Origin of the sequence: Streptomyces sp. NPDC050610 (assembly GCF_040654875.1) — a bacterium.
Taxonomy (GTDB): Bacteria; Actinomycetota; Actinomycetes; order Streptomycetales; family Streptomycetaceae; genus Streptomyces.
The window spans coordinates 83960-108744 of record NZ_JBFAIV010000031.1; the positions used below are offsets into that span (position 1 = coordinate 83960).

General features: G+C 70.9%; 18 protein-coding genes and 1 pseudogene. 1 reads left to right on the forward strand and 18 read right to left on the reverse strand.

Annotation, left to right across the window (positions count from 1 at the left end; all coding sequences use genetic code 11):
• Positions 1-497: 497 nt before the first annotated feature.
• A complete protein-coding gene (locus AB0I22_RS30630; RefSeq protein WP_363134207.1) occupies positions 498-1943 on the forward strand; it encodes an amidase in 1446 nt (481 codons plus the stop codon).
• A gap of 110 nt (positions 1944-2053) precedes the next feature.
• On the opposite strand, the gene AB0I22_RS30635 is transcribed toward AB0I22_RS30630, so the two are convergent.
• The 18 genes and pseudogenes from AB0I22_RS30635 to AB0I22_RS30720 all read right to left on the reverse strand — a co-directional run.
• Positions 2054-3055 (reverse strand): methyltransferase, encoded by a 1002-nt coding sequence (locus AB0I22_RS30635; protein ID WP_363134209.1) that lies wholly within the window; start codon positions 3053-3055, stop codon positions 2054-2056.
• A gap of 137 nt (positions 3056-3192) precedes the next feature.
• Complete coding sequence (locus AB0I22_RS30640) at positions 3193-3957, reverse strand: alpha/beta hydrolase (RefSeq protein ID WP_363134210.1); 765 nt, start codon at positions 3955-3957, stop codon at positions 3193-3195.
• A complete protein-coding gene (locus AB0I22_RS30645) occupies positions 3954-7052 on the reverse strand; it encodes an amino acid adenylation domain-containing protein (protein ID WP_363134211.1) in 3099 nt (1032 codons plus the stop codon). Before AB0I22_RS30645 ends, AB0I22_RS30640 begins: the two co-directional genes overlap by 4 nt.
• Before the next feature lie 94 nt (positions 7053-7146).
• Positions 7147-8190, reverse strand: coding sequence for a methyltransferase (locus AB0I22_RS30650; protein WP_363134212.1), 1044 nt, complete (start codon positions 8188-8190; stop codon positions 7147-7149).
• A 94-nt stretch (positions 8191-8284) separates the two neighbouring features.
• Positions 8285-9739 (reverse strand): tryptophanase, encoded by a 1455-nt coding sequence (locus AB0I22_RS30655; RefSeq protein WP_363134213.1) that lies wholly within the window; start codon positions 9737-9739, stop codon positions 8285-8287.
• Between the two features lie 127 nt (positions 9740-9866).
• Positions 9867-10310: a hypothetical protein gene (locus AB0I22_RS30660; protein ID WP_363134214.1), complete on the reverse strand. Its 444-nt coding sequence runs from the start codon at positions 10308-10310 to the stop codon at positions 9867-9869.
• 229 nt (positions 10311-10539) lie between these two features.
• Positions 10540-10821: a chorismate mutase gene (locus AB0I22_RS30665; protein WP_363134215.1), complete on the reverse strand. Its 282-nt coding sequence runs from the start codon at positions 10819-10821 to the stop codon at positions 10540-10542.
• A gap of 465 nt (positions 10822-11286) precedes the next feature.
• Positions 11287-12717: an aspartate aminotransferase family protein gene (locus AB0I22_RS30670; protein WP_363134216.1), complete on the reverse strand. Its 1431-nt coding sequence runs from the start codon at positions 12715-12717 to the stop codon at positions 11287-11289.
• A complete protein-coding gene (gene dxs, locus AB0I22_RS30675; protein WP_363134227.1) occupies positions 12714-14684 on the reverse strand; it encodes a 1-deoxy-D-xylulose-5-phosphate synthase in 1971 nt (656 codons plus the stop codon). Before dxs ends, AB0I22_RS30670 begins: the two co-directional genes overlap by 4 nt.
• Positions 14685-14708: 24 nt before the next feature.
• Positions 14709-15875 (reverse strand): flavodoxin-dependent (E)-4-hydroxy-3-methylbut-2-enyl-diphosphate synthase, encoded by a 1167-nt coding sequence (gene ispG / locus AB0I22_RS30680; protein ID WP_363134217.1) that lies wholly within the window; start codon positions 15873-15875, stop codon positions 14709-14711.
• Positions 15876-15879: 4 nt separating this feature from the next.
• The gene (hpnH, locus tag AB0I22_RS30685) at positions 15880-16902 is read right to left on the reverse strand and encodes an adenosyl-hopene transferase HpnH (protein WP_363134218.1); all 1023 of its coding nucleotides are present in this window, start codon (positions 16900-16902) and stop codon (positions 15880-15882) included.
• A 5-nt stretch (positions 16903-16907) separates the two neighbouring features.
• Positions 16908-17558 (reverse strand): 1-hydroxy-2-methyl-2-butenyl 4-diphosphate reductase, encoded by a 651-nt coding sequence (locus AB0I22_RS30690; RefSeq protein WP_363134219.1) that lies wholly within the window; start codon positions 17556-17558, stop codon positions 16908-16910.
• The gene (shc, locus tag AB0I22_RS30695) at positions 17558-19549 is read right to left on the reverse strand and encodes a squalene--hopene cyclase (protein WP_363134220.1); all 1992 of its coding nucleotides are present in this window, start codon (positions 19547-19549) and stop codon (positions 17558-17560) included. The genes AB0I22_RS30690 and shc overlap by 1 nt, the downstream gene beginning before the upstream one ends.
• Before the next feature lie 111 nt (positions 19550-19660).
• The gene (locus AB0I22_RS30700) at positions 19661-20758 is read right to left on the reverse strand and encodes a polyprenyl synthetase family protein (RefSeq protein ID WP_363134221.1); all 1098 of its coding nucleotides are present in this window, start codon (positions 20756-20758) and stop codon (positions 19661-19663) included.
• Entirely contained in the window at positions 20755-22341 is a 1587-nt protein-coding gene (gene hpnE / locus AB0I22_RS30705; RefSeq protein ID WP_363134222.1) for a hydroxysqualene dehydroxylase HpnE, read from the reverse strand. Before hpnE ends, AB0I22_RS30700 begins: the two co-directional genes overlap by 4 nt.
• 97 nt (positions 22342-22438) lie before the next feature.
• The gene (gene hpnD, locus AB0I22_RS30710) at positions 22439-23389 is read right to left on the reverse strand and encodes a presqualene diphosphate synthase HpnD (RefSeq protein WP_363134223.1); all 951 of its coding nucleotides are present in this window, start codon (positions 23387-23389) and stop codon (positions 22439-22441) included.
• The gene (hpnC, locus tag AB0I22_RS30715; protein WP_363134228.1) at positions 23386-24252 is read right to left on the reverse strand and encodes a squalene synthase HpnC; all 867 of its coding nucleotides are present in this window, start codon (positions 24250-24252) and stop codon (positions 23386-23388) included. Before hpnC ends, hpnD begins: the two co-directional genes overlap by 4 nt.
• Before the next feature lie 446 nt (positions 24253-24698).
• Positions 24699-24785 (reverse strand): annotated as a pseudogene (locus AB0I22_RS30720) (ABC transporter ATP-binding protein); the annotation flags it as partial.

Consider the following 24785-nt stretch of genomic DNA (forward strand, 5'->3'; position numbering starts at 1 on the left):
GGCGTCGGCGACGCCTGCCGGAGGGCCGCCAAAGCGACCCGCCCCCGTCCGACATTCCCAGCCGCTCCCGTACGTGAGCGGCGGAAGGTGTCAGTGATATCTGTGGTCCCTGTGTTGCCGCGCACCGACCGCACTGTCGATGCGCCATCCCCGTATCCAGCTCCTTGGAATTTGACCGCCTGGCCTTAAGGATGTCAACGAATATCCTTCCGACGCGGTTGGACGCCTGTGGATTCGCTGTGCACCTGCCGGGTGGGCCGCCGCTCCGTCCAATCCAAGTTTTCTCGACACTTGGACACGTGACGCGGGCGCAGGCACGCGAGCACCCGGACCACACCCGCAGGCATATGCCAAAAGTTAGGCAAGCCAACCCTAAGAAGAGTTAGGCTCCTTCTGCGGACCGGCGCTCCCCTGGCTACCGACTCGACCGCTGGTGCGAGGCGTGGCCCATGGCGACGGCCCGCACATGACGGCGATCGACGAGAGGACGGCCGGAGATGGGTCAGCTGCACGATCTCACCGCGCTGGAGCAGGGCGACGCGATACGGGCGGGAAACCTGTCCCCCGTCGAGCTGACGGAGCACTACCTGGAGCGCATCGAGCGACTCGACTCCACCGTCGGCGCGTTCATCACGGTGACCCATGAGATCGCGCGGAAGCAAGCGGCCGAGGCGGAACGTACGGCCTCCGAAGCACGCCGGGAAGGGCGGGAGTTGCCGCCGCTGCACGGCGTGCCGGTACCGGTGAAGGATGTCAGCTTCGTCGCGGGCGTGCGCTGCACGATGGGATCGGCGGCGCTCGTGGACCATGTGCCGACCGTGGACGACCACGTCGTCACCAAGCTCCGTGCGGCCGGCACCGTCCTGCTCGGCAAGACCAACACGTCGGAGTTCGCCCTGCCGCCGTACGCCGAGAACCGGGTGGCACCGCCCGCCCGCACCCCGTGGGGCCTCGACCGCTCGGCCGGCGGGTCGAGCGGCGGCGCGGCGACGACCGTCGCCTCGGGGCTGGCGCCCGTCGCGCACGGCACGGACAGCGGCGGCTCGATCCGCATCCCCTCCTCGGCCTGCGGGCTCTTCGGTCTCAAGCCGAGCCGCGGCCGGGTCGGCGAAGGTCCCGCACTGCACGACGTCAGCGGCATGACCGCCGCGGGCCCCTTGGCCCGTACGGTCGCGGACGCGGCGGCGCTCCTCGACGTACTCGCCGCGCCGGTGCCCGGCGGCCCGTTCACCGCGCCCGCGCTGCCGCCCGGGGAGACCTTCGCGCAGCAGGCGCTCCGCCGGCCGAAGACGCTGCGTGTCGCCTGCATGCCCGAGCCGTCCGTGCCCGGCGTGTCGCTCCACCCCGACTGCCGCGAGGCCGTGGACGAGGCGGCCGATCTGCTGCGCGAACTCGGCCACACCGTCGATGAGTTGCCGCCGCCCGTGCTGAGCGGCGGGGCCGCCGCCGCGCTTCGCCAGATCTGGGAGGTGATGGCCGCGACCAGCCCGGTGCCGCCGGGCTCCGAGGAGTTGCTGACGCCGCTCACGCGCGAACTGCGCAAGGGCGCCGCGAAGGTGTCCGGGGTGGAGTACGCCCAAGGGCTCCAGGAGTTCCGAAAGCTGGGCCGGCTGATCGCCGACACCATCCAGCCGGCGGACACCGGCTACGACGTGATCCTCACCCCGACGCTTGCTCAACCCCCGGTCCCAGTGGGCTCGTTGCACGACGACGCGAACCCTGCGGGCGACTTCGAGCTGATGAGCGCGTTCACCCCGTACACCATGCTCTACAACGCGACCGGCCAGCCCGCCGCCAGCGTGCCGCTGCACTGGAACGTCGAGAACCTGCCCATCGGCGTCATGCTCGCCGCCCGCTACGGCGACGAGGCCACCCTCATCTCCCTCTCGGCCCAGCTGGAGGAGGCCCGCCCCTGGGCGGCCCGCGTCCCCGCGCTGTGGTGAGGGCCCAAGGCACGCCCCTGGTTCCCACTGCCCATGGCTGACACAGGCCGTCGGCACGGCCAGGGACTCAACGCGGCGGCCGACGATCGTTGCTGCTCCCGGCGGCTCGGTCAGTCGTGGTAGCCGACGACGAGGTGTTTGTCCCCGCTGGACTTGCGGACCTCGCAGCGGGTGAAGCCGGCGTCGTTGAGGAGTGCGGTGAATTCGTGGGCCGTACGGTGCCGGCCTTGCGTTTCCAGATGCATGGTGAGGTTCATCGCGGAGGTGGCGAGGGGGCCTTGCCGAGTGTCGTCGAAGAGGCGGTCCATGACGAGGACGTGTCCGTGGGGGCGGCAGGCGCGATGAGCTTTGCGCAGGAGCTGGGTGCAGGTGGGGTCGGGCCAGTCGGACAGGATGTAGCCGAAGGCGATGCAGTCGCCCTCGGGCAGTTCGTCGGTGAAGAAGTCGCCCGGAGTGAAGTGGAGGCGGCCGGCGAGGTTGTGTGCCGTCCGGGTCTCTTCGAGGTAGGGCTCGACCTGGGGGAGGTCGAAGACGGTGGCCTCAAGGGCGGGTGCGTGGCGCAGGGCGGCGACGGCGAAGGGGCCGGTGGCTCCGCCGACGTCGATGAGGTGGGTGCTTGTGGTGAGGTCCCCGAGTGCGGCGAGTTCTTGGGAGGGGGCATAGCTGAGGTCCCACATGGCGCTGAGGAAGCGGCGGGTGGACTGCTCGTCCCGGTAGAGGGAAGCGAAGGGCCGGGCGTCGGGGCCGTCGACGGCGGTCTTTCCGTGCTGGAGGTAGGCGTTGAGGGCGGGGGTTCGGGTGGCTGTCTCCTGGACGAGATGGGTGAGGAAGCCGCCGATGTAGTGAGGATCGCCGGGGTCGAGGAAGGGCTGTATGTCCGGAGGCACTGCGTAGTGCCCGGTGGGCGTGCGGTGGAGGATCTGGTGCGCGGTGAGGAGCAGCAGCATGCGTTCCAGGGTGTCGGCGTCAAGGCGGAGGGCTTGGGCGATGTCCTCGGCGCGGGCGGGCCCGGTGGCTGTGAGGTGGGCGAAGACGTGGTGGCGGTCGGCGAGGTGCAGCACGGGTGTGGCGATGGCGCCGAAGACGGCCGTTTCCAGGTTGCTGGGCAGCACGGAGAGATCCTCCTGCGGGTGAGCGGTAGCCGTCCGGCCGGTCTCGTGTACCGACCGGTTTCGCGTACCGGCCGGCTTCGTGTACCGGGCGGGTGGACGTGCCGGGCGGGTGGACGTGCCGGGCGGACGGACGCGGGTCAGCGGGTGGGGGTGGGGGTGGCGGTCGTGCTCTGGGCCAGGAGTTCCGCGAACTGCCGTGGGTGGGTCGCGTGGGCGACGTGGTCGGCGCCTTCGAGGGTCTCGTGGCGCCCTGCGGGCAGGAGGCGGGCGAGGTGGAGTGCGGTGTGCTGGTGGTGGGGCAGCGACCGGCTTCCGGAGGCGGTGAGGACCGGGGTGTGCAGGGTGCCCGGGTCGAAGCAGGGCTTGTCCAGGGTGGGGTCGGTCATCTCGCGGATGAGGGCGACGCCGTCGGGGTGGAGCTGTGCGTCGCTCGTGCCGAGGGCGGGGCGGCCGAGGACGGCCTGCTGGAGGGCGCGGGCCGTGGCGGCGGGGCCTTGCGGGATGGTGTCGTGGACCAGTTGTTCCCAGGGCGCGGTGCCGGGCCACCAGGGCAGCCAGGGTATGGGTGGCTCGTAGGCGACTACCGCGCGGAACAGGTCGGGGCGTTGGGCCGCGGCGGCCAGGGCGATCAGGGCGCCGTAGCTGTGTCCTGCCAGGACGGGCTGCCGCAGTCGGGTCGCCACCGCGATGAGATCGGCGACGTGGTCGGCCAGCGCGGTCTGGTCGTCGGCCAGCGGCCGGGAGGCGCCCCAGCCTCGCCGGTCGTACCCGGAGATCGTCCATCCGGGCGACAAGTGGGCGGCGACCGGCTGGAAGGTGGCGCTGTGGTCCATGGTGCCGTGGACGAAGAGGAGGCTGTGGGGGCCGGTGCCCCTTTTCGAGTGCAGGGCCGGGCGGATCATGAGGGGACTCCCGCGGTGCGAAGGAGGTCCGCGATCTTCTCGGGGGTGGGGGCGGTGATGAGCACCGCGGTGTCTACGGGGGTGCCGGTGAGGGCTTCCAGGCGGACGAGGAATCCGGCGAGTTTGAGGGAGTCGCCGCCGATGCTGAAGAAGTCGGAGGCGGTGTGGATGTCACGCAGGGGCAGGTCCAGGGTCCGGGCGAACTCCTGGGCGATCATCCAGGTGAGGTAGGAGCGCTGTCGTTCATCGGCTCCCGGGTCGGGTTCGGGCGGGGACGGGGCGGTGGCCGGCGGCGGGGTGGGGGGTGCGGCGTCGTGGGTGGACTTGCCGTTGATGGACCGTGGGAGTTCGCTGACCTGGGTGAATGTGGTGGGCACCATGGCGCTGTGCAGGCGGGCGTTGAGGTAGGTGTTGATCGGGTCTTCGTCGAGGTGAGGTCCGGCGGGGACGATCAGGGCTTCGAGGCGGTCGTCTTGGGGGTGGACATGGCAGGCGGCGACGCCGGGGGCCGTTTCCAGGACACGTTCGATCTCGTCGAGTTCGACGCGTTGGCCGTTGAATTTGACCTGGCGGTCGCGTCGGCTGATGTAGTCGAGCGTGCCGTCGGGGCGGGTGCGGCAGATGTCTCCGGTGCGGTAGAGGAGGCTCGGGGGCTCTGCGGTGGTGGTGTGGGGGTCGCGGGCGAAGTGCTTTTCCATCAGGTCGGGCTGGTTGAGGTAGCGGCCGACGCCGACGCCGCCGATCCACAGTTCGCCTTCCTGCCCGGTGGGGACTTGGCGCAGTGCGTCGTCGAGGAGGTAGGCGTGCTTGTTGGCGACGGGCTGTCCGATGGGCGGGCGTTCTTCGGTGGGTGAGCATTCGTGCCAGGTGGCGAGGACCGCGGTTTCGGCGGGGCCGTAGAGGTTGAGCAGGCGGCGTCCGGGGCGGGACCAGCGTCGTGTCCAGGCCGCGGGGAGACGTTCGCCCGCGGAGGCGGCGATCCGCAGGTCGGGCAGGGGTTCGTCGGGAAGCGCCATCCAGACCGAGGGGGTGAGGATCACGATGGTGACCTTCTGGGCGGCGAGGAGTCGCATCAGGGGCGGTCCGACGATGAGGTCCTCGGAGGGGGCGACGACCAGGGTGGCGCCGGACAGCAGGGCGAGGGTGAGGTCGGCGACGCAGCCGTCGAAGTTCGGGGAGAGGAACTGCAGGACCCGGTCCCCCGGGCCCTGGTGGAAGATCTCCTGCTGGGCGAGGTGGAGGTTGACGGTGGCCTCGTGGCTGATGGCGATGGCTTTGGGGGTGGCGGTGGTGCCGCTGGTGAAGACGACGTAGGCGGTGTCTCCGGCGGTGGCGCCGGTCAGCGGGGCTTCGGGGTCCCGGGCGCCGTCGCCGGTGCCGGTCACCTGGGCGGGGAAGGTGGCGGGAGGCACGGAGCGGTCGCTGATGACCAGGCGCGCCTCGGCTTCGACGAGCATGGTCCGCAGACGCTCGCGGGGGCAGGACACATCGGCGAGGAGGAAGGCGGCGCCGGTCTTGGCGACGGCGAGAACGGCCAGTACGAACTCGGCGGAACGTTCCATGACCACCGCGGCCACGGTGCCGGGCCTGGCCCCTTGCCGGCGCAACTGGTGGGCCAGGGCGTTGGCCCGCTCGTCGAGTTCGCGGTAGGTGAGGGTCTCGTGGGGTCCTTGTACGGCTGGGGCGTCGGGGGTGGTCCGGGCCTGCTGTTCGAAGGCTTCGTGCCAGCATGCGGCGGGGGTCGGCGGCTGCGTGGTGGTGGGGTCGGCGTCGAGAGGTCGGGACGTGACCGCGGGCGCGTCCGGCCTCTCGGTGTCGGTGTTGTCGGGGGTGTGTGCGCTGAGGCGGACCCTGGCGTGCTGGAGGCAGCGGGTGTTTCCGTGCAGGCCCCAGACCAGGGCTGAGGGGCCGTCCGCGGGTGTGTAGGACGGGTACGCGGCCAGGAAGCCTTCGAGTGCGTAGCAGGCCAGGCGTTCCGCGTAGCCGGCGCCGGGGCAGGTGTGGCGTCCGGCGCCGAACCCCAGATGCCGGGGGCCGTGCCGGTCCAGGTCGAGAACTCCGGGGTCGTCGAAGGTGCGCGGGTCGAGGTTGGCGGCGGCCAGGTGGACCAGGACGCTGTCACCGGCCGCGATGGGGATTCCGTGGACGGTGGTGTCGGCGGTGGCCCTGCGTGCGACGAACTGGCTGGAGCCGTTGACGCGCATGGTCTCGGTGACGACAGCGGCGAGCAGGGCCGGGTCCTGGCGTACTCGGCGCCGGCGTTCGGGGTCGTGATGCAGGGCCAGCAGCGCGGAGGTGACGAGGTGGGTGAGGGTCTGGTAGCCGCCGCCGACCAGGACGATGCCGTTCGCGGCGACCGCGCGGACTTCTTCCTCGGTGGGGGTCCGGCCGGACAGCGGAGCGGTGAGCGCGCTGATCACGTCGTCGCCCGGGTGTTCGAGCCGGCGACGGGCTTCCTGCTCCAGGGTGTCCAGGGCCTGGGCGAGGGTCTGGTCGACTTCGGCGTCGGGGGCGGCGGGCAGGGCGGCCAGGCTGCCGAGGAACCGTTCGTACGCCTCGGCCCATCGGGTGAGTTCCGCTTCCTGGCCGGGCATGCCGAACAGGTACGCGACCAAGGCGGAGGGGAGTTTCGCGGCGAAGTCCTCGACGAGGTCGACGGTGCCGTGTCCGGGGAGGGTGTGCAGAACGCTGGTGACGATGTCCCGCAGGTCGTCCTCCCGGCTCTTGACGCGGGGGCCCGAGAACTGGCCGGCGAGGGCGGAGCGGATGGCGTGGTGCCGGGGCGGGTCCAGGAAGAGCATCTGTTCGTGGACCATCGCGCTCAGGTGGGCGGAGGCGTGCAGGCCCCGTGCTCGCAGGGCGTGCGGGGCGTGTTCGCGTACGGAGGAGAAGCGTTCGTGGTCGCGCAGGATCTCGACGGCTTCGGCGTAGCCGGAGCACACCCACACGGAGCCGACCTCGTCGAAGAACAGGGGCCCGAGTTCGGTGATGGCGTCGATGTAGCGGGTCGGGTCGGCGATGGTGTCGGCGGACTTGAGCAGGTGCACTCCGTGCCGGGCCCGGTCATAGCCAGGCGGGGTCGTACGCGTGGGCATGGCATGCCTTTCGGGCTGCGAAAAAGGTCGGGCTGCGAGGAAGGGCGGGGCGGGGGCCGCGGCCCCGGTGTGGGGCCGGCGCGGCGGGCGGGCGTCAGTCGAGGTGGCCGACGACGACGCCGTTGGCACCGGCCGCTTCGAACGGCAGCACTTTCACCCGGGCGAAGCCTTCCTCCCACAGCCATGTGGAGTACTCGGCGGCCGAGTAGTTCTTGCCGCCCTCGGTCTCCACGAGCATGTTCATGCCCATCAGGGCGGCGGCGGGCGGGCCGGTGCGTTCGTCGTTGAGCAGCAGTTCGCAGATCAGCACCGCGCCGCCGGGCGCCAGGGCCGCCCGGCACTTGCGCAGCAGCGCCCGGCAGGTCTCCTCGTCCCAGTCGTGCAGGATCATGCTCAGCAGGATGGCGTCGTAGCCGCCGGGCAGTTCGGCGTCGCGCTGGAAGTCTCCGGCGACCGTGTCGACGGTGCCTTCCAGCCGCGCTTCGGCGATTTTCTCGCGCGCCAGATCGCAGACGGGCGGGAGGTCGAAGACCGTCGCCGACAACTGGCCGTAGCGGCGGCACAGTTCGATGGGGAACGCGCCGGCGCCGCCGCCCACGTCCAGCAGCCGGTGATGCCGGGTGAAGTCGTGCACCTGGGCGAGGGCCCGCGCGGTGAAGGTGGAGATGGAGTACATGCAGTCCCAGAAGAGCCGCAGGGTTTCCGGGTCCACGGTGTCGAACAGCGACTTCTGTGTACCCGGGGTCCAGGTGGAGGGGCGGTTCGTGCGCATGGCCTCGACGATCGACTGCCAGGCGGGATATTCGCGGCGGTCCAGGTAGCGCACGAAGCCGCCGAAGTAGCAGGGGCGTCCCTCGACCAGGAACTCTTCCGAGAGGGGGGCGTTGCGGTAGCGAGAGCCGTTCTTGTCCAGCAGGCCCAGCGAAGCGCAGCCGGCCAGGAGGAGGTCGGCCGGGCGCAGGGCGATGCCGAGCCCGACGGAGACTTCCTCCAGCGTCAGTTCGCGGCCTCCGGCCAGCAGGTCGAAGAGACCGAGGTCCAGGGCGCCCGCGTAGGTCTTGAAACTCCAGAAGCCGGTGGCGAGTTCCATGAGGGGGGTGGGGACCAGTGGGGTGTCAGTGGGGGACGTCTTCGGCATCAGCATCTCCTGTCGTGGGCGCCGACGGTCATGGCCGGCGCTACGGATGGGGGCGCGTGCGACTCAGTAGAAGGACTGGAGGGCGGGGCGCGGGTCAGCGCGCGGCCGGGCCGAACAGGGGCGCGCTTGCCACGGGGCGGAACCGGGACTGGAAGAAGCGCAGCGTGGCGGGTTCGTGGGTGAAGGACACGCCGGAGGCGAACTCTCCGCGCCGGGCGTGGAGGCGGGCGACGCTGTCGGCGACAACGTCCATGTGGCTCTGGGTGTAGACGCGGCGCGGAATGGTGAGCCGGACCAGTTCCAGGCGCGGGCAGCGGTTCTCGCCGGTGTCCGGGTCACGTCCCGCCGAGACGGCGCCCCGCTCGGTGGAGCGGATCCCCGCGTCCAGGTAGAGCGCGCACGTCAGCGTCTGGGCGGGAAACTCCTCGGGCGGCACGGCGGGCAGGAACGCTCGGGCGTCCAGGAACACGGCGTGCCCGCCCACCGGCCGGACCATGGGCACACCGGCGGCGGCGATCCGGTCCCCCAGGTAGGCCACTTGCTCGATGCGAGTCCGGATGCCGTCTTCCCGAACCGATTCCTCGATGCCCTGCGCCACCGCCTCCAGGTCGCGCCCTGCCATTCCGCCGTAGGTGTGCAGACCTTCGTAGACGACGACCAAGTTGCGCGCCTTTTCCGCGAGTTGGGGGTCACGGACGGCGAGCCAGCCGCCGATGTTGGCGAAGCTGTCCTTCTTCGCCGACATCGTGGCGCCGTCGGTCAGCGCGCACATCTCGCGCAGGATCTCCGCCACCGTCTCCTCGCCCCGGCCCGGTTCGCGCTGCTTGATGAACCAGGCGTTCTCCACTGCCCGGGCGGCGTCGAGGATCACCGGGATGCGGTGCCGCCGCGTCAGTTCACGGACGTCGGCCATGTTGGCCAGGCTGATGGGCTGGCCTCCGGCCATGTTCACCGTCGCGGCCAGGGACACATAGGGAATCTGCTCGGCCCCCACCTTGTCGATGAGCCGCTCCAGCTTGCCCAGGTCGACGTTGCCCTTGAACGGCAGGTCCGCGGCCGGGTCGTGAGCCTCGTCGACGACGATGTCGTGGAACACCGCCCCGTTGAGCTCCTGGTGCGTACGGGTGGTGGTGAAGTACATGTTCCCCGGCACCTGGTGTCCGGGCCGTATCAGGATGCGCGAGAGGATGTTCTCCGCCGCCCGCCCCTGATGGGCCGGGATCACATGCTCGTACCCGTAGTACCGGCGCACCGCCGCCTCCAAGCGGTAGAAGCTGCGCGACCCGGCGTAGGACTCGTCCCCGAGCATGACCGCGGCCCACTGCCGGTCGGACATCGCGCTGGTCCCGGAATCGGTGTACAAGTCGATGTACACCAGGTCGGCGGGGAGCAGGCCCACGTTGTAGCCCGCCTGTTCCAAGGCGTCACGACGCTCTTGCGGGCTGGTGAGGCGGAGAGGCTCGACGCTTTTGACGCGCCAAGGTTCTGCCGGGTGCCGCAGCCGTGCTCCAGGCTCTGCGGGCGGCTCGAATGAATCAGATACAGACATGGGTGAACCAGCTCTCGGAGAGGGGGCGGCGCAGAGGCGCGGGCGCCTTCGTCGTCCGAGGCATGAGCGGACTCGAAGACTCGGGAGGCAAAGGGCCGTACCAGGGCACGTTGATGCGGCCGGCGGATCACGGCGAGCACGGCTGCGCCTTCATGCGAAGTGGTGGGCGAAGAGCTTCTGGTGCTCTGGGCCCGGACGTCAGGGTGACGGAGCCGGTGACTCCGTGCTGGGTCTGAGGAGCTGCGAGTTCCTCGACCTCATCGGCCCCATGGGCACGGCACAGGCCTCGTGCGGGGATGGCCACGACGTACCACGGGGCCGGATAGGCGTCGTGCGGGTCCCAGCCGAGTGTCATGTGGATGATGACTCCGGTGTGGGATTCGCCCAGGATGTGTACGAGGGAGCCCGTAGGCAGGGCCGTCTGGGCAGCGCGGGTCGCCAGATCCGGCAGGAGCGCGGAGGTCTCGGTCTTGATCATGCGTCGGTGGTCGCTGAGGTCGTAGCAGTAGCGTCCGGTTCTGCGGAGGTAGACAAGGGCTTCGACGAGCCGGCGCTGGCGCGGTGTGGCCAAGGGTGTCTGGTGGAGCCGCCACAGCGAGTACAACTGGTACTCGATCGAGCTCCGGGGCAGCCCGTTCGATGTATGCCCGGCCGCGGTGCTCGACCACGACGCGGGAGCTGCCGGCCCGGCCGAGTGCCCGTCCTCTTCCCGCCGCGCGGAGGAGAACAGCGGATCCTCATGCCGTTCCTCGGATGTCTTCGCGGTGATGACGTACGCCCCCTTCGGGCAGCCGTAGCGGTCAGGTGCAATGGCGGCACGCCTGGAGCAGGGCCAGTGCCATCGTCGTGCCGGTCTCGCCAAGATGGGCGTGGTAGGCCGCGACGACCGCGTTCTCCCGCGCCAGATCCGTGCGCGAACGCGGTTCGGTCTCCCTCTGACGCCGAACCGCCCGGCAGTGCCGCTGACGCTGCTCGACCAGCGAAATGATCTCTTTGTCGAGCGCGTCAATGGCCGTCTGCTCCCGCAGTACGCGCTCCCGCGGACTCGCCGGCGGCCGGCTCTCCGGCCCATGAGAAACCATGTCCCTGCCTCTCCGTACGCGACCCACCTGCCAACTGGTGGCTGCACCCCAGCAAACCGGCGCCCCATGCCCCGGTGAAGCCCGGATGCCGCGCGGATGCGTGAACGCGTTGAACGCTTGTGCCCTTGTGAAGCGCTGGGGTAGCGCAGGATCCGCCACCTGGGCGGCCCCCGCTACGGACAGCGGGGCCAGGCCATCGCGACGCGACCGCCCAGGGCGAGGCCGGTGACGGCCTGGGCGCCGGAGATGCCGCCGTCGACCACGATGACGCGTCGGCCGGGGAAGCCGGCCGGACAGCGGCAGTTCAGCGGTCAGGCCCTGGGAACCGAAGGTTCTCCAGGGCCTGACGACGCTATGCGTTGATACATCCCGTCCCGTCGGAGCGTTGTCAGCGCTCAGGGCTCGGCATGGTCGGCCAAGTCGCCCGAGGCCGACAGTTGTTCACACGGACGGGGCCGAGAGTGTTCACACGGACGAAGCCGCTCCCGACGACGAACCAGGCCGGAGTGCGCTTTTGATCAGCGTGCGGCCGAAGTCCCACATCAGGCTGCTGTCGCCGTTGCCGTGCGCGTCGTCCATGACGGCGGTGAAGGCGTCGACGAAGCGGTCCACATCCGCTTCGTCGATGACCAGCGGCGGGATCAGCTTGATGACCTCCAGGTGGTCGCCGGAGACCTGGGTGAGGATGCGGTGCTTCTGGAGCAGCGGCACGACGACCATCTGCGCGAACAGGCCCTTGCGCGCCGTCTGGAGCATCGCCCAACGGCTGCGCAGGCCCAGCGACTTGGGCCTGCCGAACTCGATGCCGATCATCAGCCCCCGGCCGCGCACCTCGTGCAGCAGCTCGTACTTGTCCACCAGCGCGGCGAGCCTGCCGCGCAGCAGGTCTCCGGTGTGCCGGGCCCGCGCGACGATCTGCTCGTCCTCCATGACGTTGAGCACCGCGAGCCCCGCCGCCATGGCCTGGGCGTTGGAGCCGAAGCTCGCCGAGTGGACCAGCACCCGGTCCATGGAGGAGTAGACCTTCTTGAAGATCCAGTCCTTGCCGAGGGTCGCGCCGACCGGCACGTAGCCGCCCGACAGCGCCTTGGCGACGCACACCAGGTCGGGCTCCACGCCCTCCTCGTGCTGGTAGGCGAAGAAGTCGCCGGTCCGCCCGATGCCGGTCTGCACCTCGTCGGCGATCAGCAGCGCCTTGTGCCGGTGCAGCAACTCCTGTGCGGCGCGCAGGAATCCGGGGGGCGTCTCGTGAACGCCCTTGCCCTGGATCGGCTCGACGACGAATCCGGCCACGTCGCCACGGGCCAACTCCCGTTCCAGCGCGGCCAGATCGCCCATCTCGATGGCGGTATCGGGGAGCAGCGGCGCGAAGCCGTCGCGGAACCCGTCCTCGCCGTTGACCGAGAGCGAACCGGTCGTCAGCCCGTGGAAGGCGTGCGCGCAGTAGAGGATCCTGGTCTTCCCGGTCGCGTACCGCGCGAACTTCAGCGCGGTCTCCACGGCCTCCGTGCCGCTATTGCCGAAGAAGACGCGGTCGAGGTGGGGCGCGTACGACAGCAGCTTCTCCGCGAACAGGCCGGGCAGCGGCTGGCAGTCGAAGCGGGTGAGGTCCGCGAGCTGGGCGTCGAGCACGTCGTGCAGCGCCTTGCGCACGACGGGGTGGTGCCGGCCGACGCCCATCACGCCGAATCCGGCGAGCATGTCCAGGTAGTCGTTGCCGTCCGCGTCCCAGAAGTGCGCGCCCTCGGCCCGTTCGTACACCTTGTCGAAGCCGATGGTGTGCAGCATGCGCGGCAGTTGGTGGTTCACGTACTTCGCGTGCAGTTCATACCGCTCACCGCCGCGCTCCGCGAGGAGCTTCCCGAGGTCGAAGCCCTGCGGTCCGTCGGCTGTCATAGGTGGTTCTCCTCGCTGATCTCGGAAGCCCCCGCCGCTGCGGGGGCTGTGGTACGGGCCAGGGCCGCGCTGATGCGCCCGGCCATCTCGGCGGGGGTGAGCCCGATGTCGGCCAGCACCTCGCCGCGCTTGGCGTGCGCCAGGAACTGCGGCGGGATGCCGAAGGTGCGCACCGGCAGGTCCACGCCCGCGTCGCCGAGCGCCTGCGCGACGGCCGAACCGACGCCGCCGGTACGACTGTTGTCCTCCACGACCGCCACGACCCGGTGGCCGGCGGCGAGCGCAGGCAGCGCTGCGTCGACGGGTTTGACCCAGCGCGGGTCTACGACGGTGCAGCCGGTGCCGCGCGCGTGCAGCAACTCGGCTATTTCCAGGCCGACTTGGGCCATGGTGCCGACGGTGACGAGCAGTACGTCCGTACGCCCGTCCGCGCCGCGTCCCGTACGTCCTTCCGCTTCCCCGCCGGCCGACTCCGGCCGGGCCAGTACATCCATCCCCCCGACCCGGTCGATCGCCGGTATCGGCTCGCCCACCGTCTCCTTGGGGTAGCGGATGACGGTCGGCGCGTCGTCGACGTCCAGCGCCTCGCGCAGTTGCGCGCGGAGTTGGTCGGCGTCGCGCGGCGCGGCGATCCGCAGGCCGGGTACGACCTGGAGGATCGACATGTCCCACATGCCGTTGTGCGACGCGCCGTCGGTCCCGGTGACCCCGGCCCGGTCGAGGACGAAGGTGACGCCGCACTTGTGCAGCGCCACGTCCATCAGGACCTGGTCGAAGGCGCGGTTGAGGAAGGTCGCGTACACCGCGAAGACCGGGTGCAGCCCGCCGGTGGCGAGTCCGGCCGCGGAGACGGCGGCGTGCTGCTCGGCGATGCCGACGTCCCAGACCCGGTCGGGGAAGGCCGTGGCGAACTTCGTCAGCCCCACGGGGTGCAGCATCGCGGCCGTGATCGCCACGACGTCGGGCCGTTCGGCCCCGATCCGCGCCATCTCGTCCCCGAACACCGAGGTCCAGGACTGCCCGCTCGACGGCGCGAGCGGCTCGCAGGTGAGGGGGTCCATCGCGCTGACCGTATGAAAGCGGTCGGCCTCGTCCTCCAGGGCGGGCTGGTAGCCGCGCCCCTTCTCGGTGAGGCAGTGCACGAGCACGGGGCCGTGGAAGCGCTTGGCGCGGCGCAGCGCGGATTCGACCGCGGCGATGTCGTGGCCGTCGATGGGGCCGAGGTACTTCAGGCCGAGGTCCTCGAACATGCCCTGCGGTGCGAAGGCGTCCTTGAACCCCTTCTTCGCGCCGTGCAGGGACTCGTACAGCGGCTGCCCGACGACGGGCGTGCGCTGGAGGACTTGTTTCCCCCAGGTCAGGACGCGTTCGTAGCCGTCGGTCGTGCGGAGCGTGGCGAGGTGGTTGGCCAGGCCGCCGATGGTCGGCGCGTACGAGCGCTCGTTGTCGTTGACGACGATGATCAGGGGGCGGTCTCTCGCCGCGGCGATGTTGTTGAGAGCTTCCCAGGCCATGCCGCCGGTGAGCGCCCCGTCGCCGATGACGGCCGCCACGTGGCGGTCCGTGTGCCCGAGCACCTGGTTGGCCTTGGCGAGGCCGTCGGCCCAGCCGAGGACGGTGGAGGCGTGGCTGTTCTCGATGACGTCGTGCTCGGACTCGGCGCGCGAGGGGTAGCCGGACATGCCGCCCTTGGTACGCAGCTTGGAGAAGTCCTGCCGTCCGGTGAGCAGTTTGTGGACGTAGCTCTGGTGCCCGGTGTCCCACAGGATGCGGTCGACGGGCGATTCGAAGACGCGGTGGAGGGCGATGGAGAGTTCCACCACGCCGAGGTTGGGACCGAGGTGGCCGCCGGTCGCGGCCACCGCGTGCACGAGGAACTGACGTATCTCCTCGGCCAGTCGGCCGAGGTTCTCCGCGGGCAGCGCCTTCAGGTCGTGCGGGCCTTTGATGTTCTCCAACAGCGACACCGACATCCCCCTCCTCGTATGTGTTCAGCCCACGGTGACGTGGGGCGTCCCGGTGCGGGCCCCCGCTGCCTCCATGTGCTCGGCGATTTTCATGGCTTCTTCGATGAGGGTCTCGACGATCTTCGATTCGGGGACGGTCTTGATGACCTCGCCCTTCACGAAGATCTGCCCCTTGCCGTTGCCCGAGGCCACTCCGAGATCCGCCTCACGCGCCTCGCCCGGGCCGTTGACGACACAGCCCATCACCGCGACGCGCAGCGGCACCTCCATGCCCTCCAGCCCCGCCGTGACCTCCTCGGCGAGCTTGTACACATCCACCTGCGCCCGGCCGCACGACGGACACGACACGATCTCCAGGCCGCGCTGGCGCAGCCCCAGCGACTCCAGGATCTGGTTGCCGACCTTGATCTCCTCCACCGGCGGAGCCGACAGCGACACCCGGATCGTGTCCCCGATCCCCTCGCTCAGCAGGGCGCCGAACGCCACCGCCGACTTGATCGTCCCCTGGAACGCGGGACCGGCCTCGGTGACGCCCAGGTGCAGCGGGTAGTCGCACTGCGCCGCCAGCTGCCGGTAGGCGTTGACCATCACGACCGGGTCGTTGTGCTTCACCGAGATCTTGATATCCCGGAACCCGTGCTCCTCGAACAGCGAGCACTCCCACAACGCCGACTCCACCAGCGCCTCCGGCGTCGCCCGCCCGTACTTCTGCAGCAGCCGCTTGTCCAGCGACCCCGCGTTCACCCCGATCCGGATCGGCGTCCCCGCGTCCGACGCCGCCTTCGCGATCTCCTTCACCTTGTCGTCGAACTGCCGGATGTTCCCCGGATTCACCCGCACCGCCGCACAGCCCGCGTCGATCGCCGCGAACACATACTTCGGCTGGAAATGAATATCCGCGATCACCGGAATATTCGACTTCCGCGCGATCACCGGCAGCGCGTCCGCGTCATCCTGCGACGGACACGCCACCCGCACGATCTGACAGCCCGACGCCGTCAACTCGGCGATCTGCTGCAACGTCGCACCGACATCCGCCGTCACCGTCGTCGTCATCGACTGCACCGAAATCGGGGCGCCCCCGCCGACGGGGACCGGCCCGACCTGGATGCGCCGCGAAACGCGGCGCATCGCGAGCGGTCGGACCGGTACGTCGGGGAGCCCCAGCGAGACAGGCCCCACAGCGGTCATGGCGTCAGCCCCGGTTCCCGGCGACGGTCTCGCGGGCGGCGCGCAGGGACTCCTTGAGGGAGCCCATGGTCGCGAGGACGGCCGTCGGCTCGTAGCCGCAGTGCGCCATGCAGTTGGCGCAGCGCGGGTCCTTGCCCCGGCCGTACTTGCTCCAGTCGGTCTTCTCGATCAGCTCCCGGTAGGTCGGCACATACCCGTCGCTCATCAGATAGCAGGGCCGCTGCCAGCCGAAGAGCGAGTAGTTGGGGATCGCCCAGGCGGTGCAGGGAAAGTCCGCCTTGCCTTCCAGGAAGTCGAGGAAGAGCGGGCTGTGGTTGAGCCTCCAGCGCCGCCGGTTACCGCCGGCGAAGGCCTTCTTGAACAGCTCGCGGGTCTGCTCGACGCCCAGGAAGTGCTCCTGGTCGGGGGCCTTCTCGTAGGCGTAGGCGGGCGAGAGCATCATCTCGTCCACCTCCAGCTCGTCATTGAGGTAGTTGAGCACCTCGATGATCGTCTGGGGCGTGTCGGTATTGAAGAAGGTCGAGTTGGTGGTGACCCGGAAGCCGCGCCGCTTGGCTTCCTTGATCGCCTCGACCGCTTCGTCGAATACGCCTTCCTTGGCCACGGACTCGTCGTGGCGCTCGCGCATCCCGTCGATGTGGACCGCGAAGGCGAAATACGGGGAGGGTGTGAACTTCTCGATCTTTTTGCGCAGCAGCACCGCGTTGGTGCAGAGGAAGACGTATTTCTTCTTCGCCACCAGCTGCCGCACGATCTCGTCGATCTGCGGGTGCATCAGCGGCTCGCCGCCTGCGATGGAGACCATCGGCGCGCCCGATTCCAGCACGGCGCCGACGGCCTGCGCGACCGGCATGCGCTGCTTCAGCACCCCGGCCGGGTGCTGGATCTTGCCACAGCCCTCACAGGAGAGATTGCAGGCGAAGAGCGGTTCGAGCTCGACGATCAGCGGGAACTTGTCCCGCTTCCGCAGCTTCTGTTCAAAGAGATACGTTCCGACCCGGATGGACTGGCGGAGCGGCATGGCCATCTAGCTCACCTCCTGGGGAGCAACAAAGAACGGTGCCATTCATAGAAAGCCGGAAGGACGGTGCGCAGTACCCGGAATGCTGATATTCCACCGCGCAAGGTCCCGATTCGGACGAGTTCATGTTCCGGAGCGTCCACGATCACACGTACGGCCGCAACCGGACGGGGTCCGGCACGGGTGGCGGCGCGGAGCGTCGCGGCGGATTCCATGTCCACCGCGATGGCGCCCGCCGTGTGCAGGGCGGCCCGTTCGGCGCCCCGTACGACGTGGTCCGAGCCCACCAGGGGGCCCGTGTGGATGGTGCGCCCCGGCACGGCACGGGCGAGCTCTTCGGCGAGCCGCTCGGTGCCCACGCACTCGGTACGCCCGGTGGGGTCCTGGGTCTCCGCCGCGACGACGAGGTCGCCCGGGTGCATCCCGGGGACCAGGCCGGCGCAGAAGCCGGTGGCGATGACGGCGGTCCGGCCGGCCGCCGCCTCGTCGCCGAGCGCCTGTGCGACGGCACGTTCCGCCGCCAGGGGCCCCATTCCGGTGCGCAGTACGGTCACGGGCCCGGCCGCGTCGCCGCGGTCGCCGCGCAGCGCGAGGCGTTCGATGCCGAGCGCGCAGGCGATCAGCAGCGGTGCGGGGCCGGGGGCGCCCGTGCCTGGTGCCATCAGCTCTCCTGACGGCCGGCGGTGAAGAGGTCCCCGTGCACGTAGCGGCCGAGGGCCGTGACGGGGAAGACCTGCCGGTACAGGTGGTAGTTGATGGAGAAGTCCCAGGGGAAGCCGGTGCCCGTGAAGTACGGCTCGTCCCAGGACCCGTCCGCGAGCTGGGTCTCGGCCAGCCAGGCGACGCCGCGCTCGACGGCCCCGCCGTCCCGTTCGCCGGCCGCGAGGAGCGCCATCAGCGCCCAGGCGGTCTGCGAGGCGGAGGAGACGCCGCGCCCGACCCACTCGGGGTCGGCGTAGGAGCGCAGGTCCTCGCCCCAGCCGCCGTCGTCGTTCTGCGCCCCTTCGAGCCAGGTCACGGCGCGCCGGACGGCCCGGTGCGAGGTGGGGATGCCGACGGCGGTGAGCGCGGGGAGCACGGAGCCGGTGCCGTAGACGTAGTTCACGCCCCAGCGGCCGAACCAGGCGCCGTTCTCCTCCTGCTCGGCGAGGAGCCAGTCGATGCCGCGCCGGGTGCGCGGGTCGTGCTGGAGGCCGACGGCGGCGAGCATCTCCACCACGTGGGCGGTGACGTCCGAGGAGGGCGGGTCGACGACCTCGCCGAAGTCGCAGAACGGCAGCCGGTTGGGGAACGGGCTGGTGTTGTCGACGTCGAAGGCGGCCCACGCGCCGTTCTTCGACTGCATGCCGAGGTTCCAGCGGACGGCCCGGCGGACGGCGTCGTCGACGCGCTCGGCGTCGGGGTGGCGCACCCGCTTGAGGGCGAGCACGACCTCGGCGGTGTCGTCGATGTCCGGGTAGTTGTCGTTGTGGAACTCGAACGCCCAGCCGCCCGGGGCCAGCTCCGGGCGCTTGACCGACCAGTCGCCGGGCCGGTCGATCTGCTCGTCCACCATCCAGCCGACGGCCTTGACCAGCGCCGGGTGGTCGGCGGGCAGGCCCGCGTCGGCGAGCGCGATGGTGGCGAGGCAGGTGTCCCAGACCGGGGACTGGCACGCCTCGATCATCCGGCTGCCGTCCTCGCGCCACACCGCGAACCGGTCGAGCGATGCGAGTCCGGCGCGCAGCACCGGGTGGTCGAGGTCGTAGCCGAGGAGGTGCAGCGCGATGACGGAGTAGACGGCGGGCGGCTGGATGCCGCCCCAGCAGCCGTCGTTCTCCTGCCGCTCGATGATCCAGCGCGCCGCGGACTTCAGGGCGGCGCGGCGCAGCGGGCGGACGGTGAACTTCCGGTAGGCGTGCAGCGCCTTGTCGAGCCGCTGGAACGCGCCGTCCCAGCTGGCCGCCGGCGCCATCGGCCGCGGCGGGCTGGGCCGGAGCGGGTCGGTGTGCAGCTCGTCGAGCGGGAACGGCGCGGGCCGTACGGGCCGCAGCGCCGAGACGACGGTGAGCGGCACGATGGTCTGCCGGGCCCAGCAGCCGAAGTCGTAGATGTTGAGCGGGAACCGCTTCGGCAGATACACGATCTCGGGTGGCAGTTCCGGCAGGTCCTCCCACTTCCACCAGCCGAACAGGGCCAGCCAGATGCGGGTGAACACGCGGGCGGCGGCGATGCCGCCCTTGCCGCGGATCCAGGCGGCCGCGGCGGCCATGTGCGTCTCGTCCGGCGCGTGGCCGGCGAGCCGCAGGGCGACGTAGGCCTCGATGGTGGTCGAGAGCTCGCCGGGCCCGCCGAAGAAGGTGGCCCAGGTGCCGTCCGGTCTTTGCTGCGACCGGATGAACGCCCCGGCCGCTTTCGTCGTCTTGTCTTCTTGGATACCCAGGAACTGACGGAGGAGGAGATCCTCGGCGTCCATGGTGACGTTCGTCTCCAGGTCGCCCTTCCACCAGCCCTGCGGGTCCTGCTGTGCCAAAAGGTGTTCAACGGCGCGGGCCGTGGCCCGCTCGGCGGCCGCGAACACCTGCGGTGTCTCGCGGTTCAAAGCGATTCTCTCGCTGGCCGCGGCCGCCCGGGGATCCGCTGCCCCGGTGCTTCCGTCGGTCGTCGCTGTCATGGCTTCCCCTTCTGCAGTACGTCTTCATCTGCCGTCCTGGGGCTTCCGTCGGTCGGCGCCCCGGCTGGGCGCCGACCGGCGACTGCGATCTCTAGATCGGGTGAATGGGAATCATCTCTTTCGTACGACCACGAAGTCGGCGAGCGCGACGAACCGCGCCCGGACCTCTGCTTCCATGTCGACTCCGTCGAGAGCCGCGATGGCGGTGGCGTATTGGCGACGGGCTTCCTGGGAGGTCCACTCCCGGCCGCCCGCCTCCTCGATCAACGCCGCGCGCTCGGCGAACTCGTCCTCGTCGAAGTCGGCGATCTCGGTTTCGGATTTCTTGGCATCGGCGGTGAGCATCTCGCCGAGCCGCTCCGAGGCGGGGCCGCCTGCCGCGAGGGCGGCGACCACCGGGAGGGACTTCTTGCGTTGCCGCAGGTCGCTCCAGGTCTGTTTGCCGGTGGCCTCCGGGTCGCCCCAGATGCCGAGCAGGTCGTCGACGGCCTGGAAGGCGAGCCCGAGGTGGTAGCCGTAGGCCTCCAGGGTGTCGGCCATGCGGTCGTCGGCGCCACCGAGTACCGCGCCGATGGAGGCGGCGCAGGCGAGCAGCGCGCCCGTCTTGTTGCCCTCCATCTCCAGGCACTCCTCGACGGTGACCCGCTCGCGGTGCTCGTAGGAGATGTCCTGGGCCTGGCCGTCGATGAGCTTGCGGGTGGCGGCGGTGAGCCGGCGGGTGGCGCGGCCGGCCTCGACCGTGCCGAGCTCCAGCAGGATCTCGTTGGCGAGCGCGAAGAGCGCGTCGCCCACGAGGATGGCCTGGGCCGGGCCGTGCACCTTCCAGACCGTGTCGCGGTGGCGGCGCTGTTCGTCGCCGTCCATCAGGTCGTCGTGCAGCAGCGAGAAGTTGTGCACGAGTTCCACGGCCACGGCGCCGGGGATGCCGGCTTCGGGGGGCCGGCCGGCCGCCTCCGCGGAGAGCAGGGCGAGGGCGGGGCGCACGGCCTTGCCGCCGTCGCCGTGCGCCGCGTGCCCCTCGGCGTCGATCCAGCCGAAGTGGTAGGCGGCCACGGTGTCCATGGGCGGCGCGAGCCGGTCCACAGCGGCACGCAGCACCGGCGTGGCAAGCGTCCGTCCGCGCTCCAGCAGCGCCAGGACTCCTGCGGTGTCGACAGCTGGGATCGCCGATGTCACGGTCTCTCCTCTGTTAACGGTGTTGGTGCTCATGCCGCCTCCTGCAACGGGAACTGGAGCGGGCGGCCCAGGCGGGAGAGAGCCGCGGCGGCGGCGCTCAGGCCGCTGCGCACAGCACCCTCCATGGTCGCGGGCCAGCCGGTGGCGGTCCATGCACCGGCCAGATACAGGCCGGGCGCGTTCGTGGGGGCGGGCGGCCGCAGCCGTCCGACGCCGGGGGTGGGGGCGAACGTCGCGGTCCGCTCCCGGGTGACGAAGAAGTCCCGGACCCCGGCGCCGCGCGCGGCGGGCAGCAGCCGCTCCAGCTCCGGCAGGTACTTGGCGCGCAGTTCGGCGACCGGTCGGTCGATGTCGTCCTGCGCGGCGGACTGGGACACCGCCAGGTACTGGCAGCCCCGCCCGTCGGGCGTGGCGGCGAGGCCGGAGGCGTCGGTGCGGTCGAAGACCCACTGCACGGGGCTGCCGAGCGCGCTGAAGAACGGCCGGCGCAGCACCTTGCGGTCGTAGACGACGTGCAGGTTGAGGATCGGCGCGGTGCCGATGTCCAGCAGCCGGTCGGGGTCGTCGAGGGCGCCGTCGGGGAGCAGGCCGTGCGTCTCGCGCTGCGGTACGGCGAGGACGACGGTGTCCGCCGCGAGCCGCTCGGCGCCGGCGTCGGACTCCACGTCGACCTGCCAGCCGCCGTCGGCGGTACGGGCGAGGGCGGTGGCGCGGGTGCGCAGTTCGGTGCGTACGCCGGCCTTGTCGAGGGCGGCGCGGGCGCGGGTGTCGTGGAGTTCGCCGAGCGGCGCCCGGGCCCAGCCGATGTCGGCGGCGCCGGGGGCGGAGAGCAGCCCGGTCTTGAAGACCATGGCGGCCAGGCCCAGCGAGGCGTGGCCCGCGGTGGCGTTGAGGGTGGCGACGCCGACGAGGTCCCAGAGCGCTTCGATGGCGCGGTCGGTCTGGCCGTGCCGGTGCAGCCAGGTGGCGAAGTCCTCGCCGTCCAGGGCGGGGTCGGCGGGGTCGAGGCCGCCGAGCGCGAGGGCGGCGCGGCCCACGTTGGCGCGCTCGGCGAGCGAGAGGTGCGGGTACGTGGCGAGGCTCGCCGCGAGGTGCAGCGGTACGGGCAGCGCGGTGCGGCGCAGCCGTCCGAGCCGGGGGCCGCGGGGATGGCCGACGTCGAGGACGGGCACGTCCAAACGGTCCTGCAGGGGCGCGAGGGCGAGTGCGTCGACGCGTTCGAGGAACCATTGGTAGGCGGTGCAGCAGCGGAGATAGACGTGCTGGCCGTTGTCGATCGTCAGCTCACCGCGGGTGAAGGAGAAGGCGAGGCCGCCGAGCCGGGGCCGGCCCTCGACCAGCGTGACCCGCAGCCCGTCGTCGGCCAGCGCGAGGGCGGCCGTCACTCCGGCGAGGCCGCCGCCGACGACCACCGCGGCGCCTTCGCCGCGCGCCGGGTCGTGCGCTCGGGCGTCCCCGGGGCGCGTCGCGCTCCGGGGCGTGCCGCGCTCGGTGTCCAGCTGTCCGGCTCCGTCCGGCTTCTCCGTCTTCTCTGTCACCGGCTGGGCCGCCCCGTCGGGGCGGCCCGCCGTACGCGCACTGTGCCGGTCGGGCCGGGCCGTTGTGCGTGGCGTCATGCGCCCACCCCCTCGGCTGGTGAAGTCAGGGACGCGGCGGCCCGGCGGAGGGTTGCGTACCGCTTGAGCCACGTGTCCGCGTGGGTCTTACGGGACATCAGGCGCGCCCCCTGGCGGTGCGCCGGGAGACGGTGCGGGCGTCAAGTCCGGAGAGGCCGCGGACGGCGACGTACGCCTTCTCGTGTCCGGGCAGCGAGACGCGGCCGCGCAGAACGGCCGCGGGGTCGCGCGCGATGCGGTCGAGCAGTCTGCGGTAGATCCCGGCCATGGCGGCGACACAGGCGCCGCTGCGCCGGTCGAGCATGGGCAGCAGTTGGAACCCCTCGGCGAAGAGGGCGCGGGCCCGCCGGACCTCGAAGTGCACGAGGCCGGTGAAGTCCGATCCGGCCGGGGGCGTCGAGGAGTTGAACCCGGCGGCGCACCCGAACTTGGCGAGGTCGTCGGCGGGCAGATATGTGCGTCCATTGCCCGCGTCTTCGTGCACATCCCTAAGAATATTGGTCAGTTGCAGAGCAAGCCCGAGCGTATCGGCGTACTCGGCAGCGCGCTCGGTTCCGCGCGCGCCGGGCACCGTGCCGAACACGCCCAGCGACAGCCGGCCGATGGCGCCGGCCACGCAGCGGCAGTAGATCTTCAGGTCGTCCCAGGTCTCGTAGGTCTCCCCGCGCACATCCATCAGCACCCCGTCGATGAGCTCGTCGAGCCCGCCGAGCGGGAGGTCGAAGCGGCGGGCGGCGTCCGCGAGCGCGACGGCCACCGGGTCGGTGTCGTCCTCGGCGACCGCGCCGTCCTTGACGCGGCCGAGCAGCGCGCGGGTCTCCTCCAGCCGGGCGTGTTTGGCGGCGGGCTCCAGCGTCCCGTCGCCGATGTCGTCCACGCGCCGGGAGAACGCGTACAGCGCGGACATCGCGTGCCGCTTCTCGGCCGGCAGCAGTCTGATGCCGTAGGCGAAGTTACGGGCCTGCTGCCCGGTGACGGCCTCGCAATAGCTGTACGCGGCGAGTACCGGCGCGGACGCGTGCGGCGATCCGTTCACGGTCCCGCTCACCCCTCTCTTCGCAGTGTCGCCCCCACCTCGCGCAGCAGGCTGAGCTTGGTGGGCTTGGGAGGTCCAGGGAGAACATCGTGTCCGGCGGCGGCCACCGCCTTCAGCGCTGCCCTCCCCCCGGCCACGAATCCCGCGAGCAACAGCTTCAGCCTGCCGTGGACGCTACCCACCAGGGGGGTGCCTTCATTCAGCAGCTCCCCGGCGCGTTGCGCCTCGTACGCGACCAGTGCGCGCACTGACGCGCCGCCGCTCGGGGCGGCGAGATCGGACTCGGTGACGCCGTATCGCGCCATGTCCTCGGCCGGGAGATAGATGCGGTCGCGCGCGAGGTCCTCGGCGACGTCCTGCAGGTGTTCGACGATCTGCAAGGCGGTGCAGACCGCGTCCGAGCGGCGGATCCGCTCGGGGCTTGCGGTGCCGGTGATGCCGAGCACGAGGCGGCCGACGGGGTTGGCGGACAGCTCGCAGTAGGCGAGGAGTTCGCCGTACGTACCGTAGCGGCGCACGTGCTGGTCCTGGCGGTTGGCCTCGATCAGGCCGCGGAAGGGGTCGGGGGACAGGCCGCACCGGTGCACGGTGGGCCCGAGGGCGCGCAGCAGGGGATGGCGCGGAGCGGGGCCGTGGCGGTCGAAGACGCGGGCGAGGTCGGTCTCCAGGGCGTCGAGCATGGCGAGCCGGTCGTCGGCGCGATCGCGGCCGAGGCCGAGGAGTTCGGCGTCCCTGCCGCCGGGGGCGAGGTCGCCGTCGCCGATGTCGTCGACGAGGCGGGCGTAGCCGTAGACCGCCATGAGGTCGGCACGCCAGGCGCGGGGCACGAAGAAGGGCGCCACGGGGAAGTTCTCGGAAGCCGCCTTGCCGAGCACGGCCCGCTCATGCGCGTCCGTCCCGGCGCTCACCGAGGACTGCCCGGACCAGGGGCGGCTGCTGCGCCTTTTATCCGGAGAGTTCCCATAGCCATTGCCGTCACATCTCCCGTTCTACACTGCCGACCCAGAACATCCTATTTCGGACACGCCGCAGGCCTGCCCGCCCCCCGGACAGCTCCTCGGCGGCGGGCGTCGACACTTCCCGCCCGGCCTGCCACGAATCAGCACCGGTACAGCGTACGCCGTACAAGTTCCCGGCGTACGCGGGGGTACATCTTGATCGGTCGAACACCGTGAGCGGCGCGAATCTTCCCTCCAACCAGGACAGTTGGCCAATTCACCGGCGCATGAGCGGGGGCGACGCGCCGTCAGGGACGCGAAGGCCCCCGCCGGCAGCCGGCGGGGGCCCTGTCGCACGCGCGCCCAAGGGGTCAGCGGTGGTGTCAGCGGTTGGTTTCCTTCTCGTACGCCTTGATGACCTCGTCCGTCGGACCGTCCATCAACAGCTCGCCCCGCTCCAGCCACAGCAC

Bases quoted from the DNA above. Each gene is read 5' to 3' on its own strand.
- AB0I22_RS30630 (WP_363134207.1), top strand. From the start codon at position 498: ATGGGTCAGCTGCACGATCTCACCGCGCTGGAGCAGGGCGACGCGATA.
- AB0I22_RS30640 (WP_363134210.1), bottom strand. From the start codon at position 3,957: ATGATCCGCCCGGCCCTGCACTCGAAAAGGGGCACCGGCCCCCACAGC.
- AB0I22_RS30645 (WP_363134211.1), bottom strand. From the start codon at position 7,052: ATGCCCACGCGTACGACCCCGCCTGGCTATGACCGGGCCCGGCACGGA.
- AB0I22_RS30650 (WP_363134212.1), bottom strand. From the start codon at position 8,190: ATGCCGAAGACGTCCCCCACTGACACCCCACTGGTCCCCACCCCCCTC.
- AB0I22_RS30655 (WP_363134213.1), bottom strand. From the start codon at position 9,739: ATGTCTGTATCTGATTCATTCGAGCCGCCCGCAGAGCCTGGAGCACGG.
- AB0I22_RS30665 (WP_363134215.1), bottom strand. From the start codon at position 10,821: ATGGTTTCTCATGGGCCGGAGAGCCGGCCGCCGGCGAGTCCGCGGGAG.
- AB0I22_RS30670 (WP_363134216.1), bottom strand. From the start codon at position 12,717: ATGACAGCCGACGGACCGCAGGGCTTCGACCTCGGGAAGCTCCTCGCG.
- ispG (WP_363134217.1), bottom strand. From the start codon at position 15,875: ATGACCGCTGTGGGGCCTGTCTCGCTGGGGCTCCCCGACGTACCGGTC.
- hpnH (WP_363134218.1), bottom strand. From the start codon at position 16,902: ATGGCCATGCCGCTCCGCCAGTCCATCCGGGTCGGAACGTATCTCTTT.
- AB0I22_RS30690 (WP_363134219.1), bottom strand. From the start codon at position 17,558: ATGGCACCAGGCACGGGCGCCCCCGGCCCCGCACCGCTGCTGATCGCC.
- shc (WP_363134220.1), bottom strand. From the start codon at position 19,549: ATGACAGCGACGACCGACGGAAGCACCGGGGCAGCGGATCCCCGGGCG.
- AB0I22_RS30700 (WP_363134221.1), bottom strand. From the start codon at position 20,758: ATGAGCACCAACACCGTTAACAGAGGAGAGACCGTGACATCGGCGATC.
- hpnE (WP_363134222.1), bottom strand. From the start codon at position 22,341: ATGACGCCACGCACAACGGCCCGGCCCGACCGGCACAGTGCGCGTACG.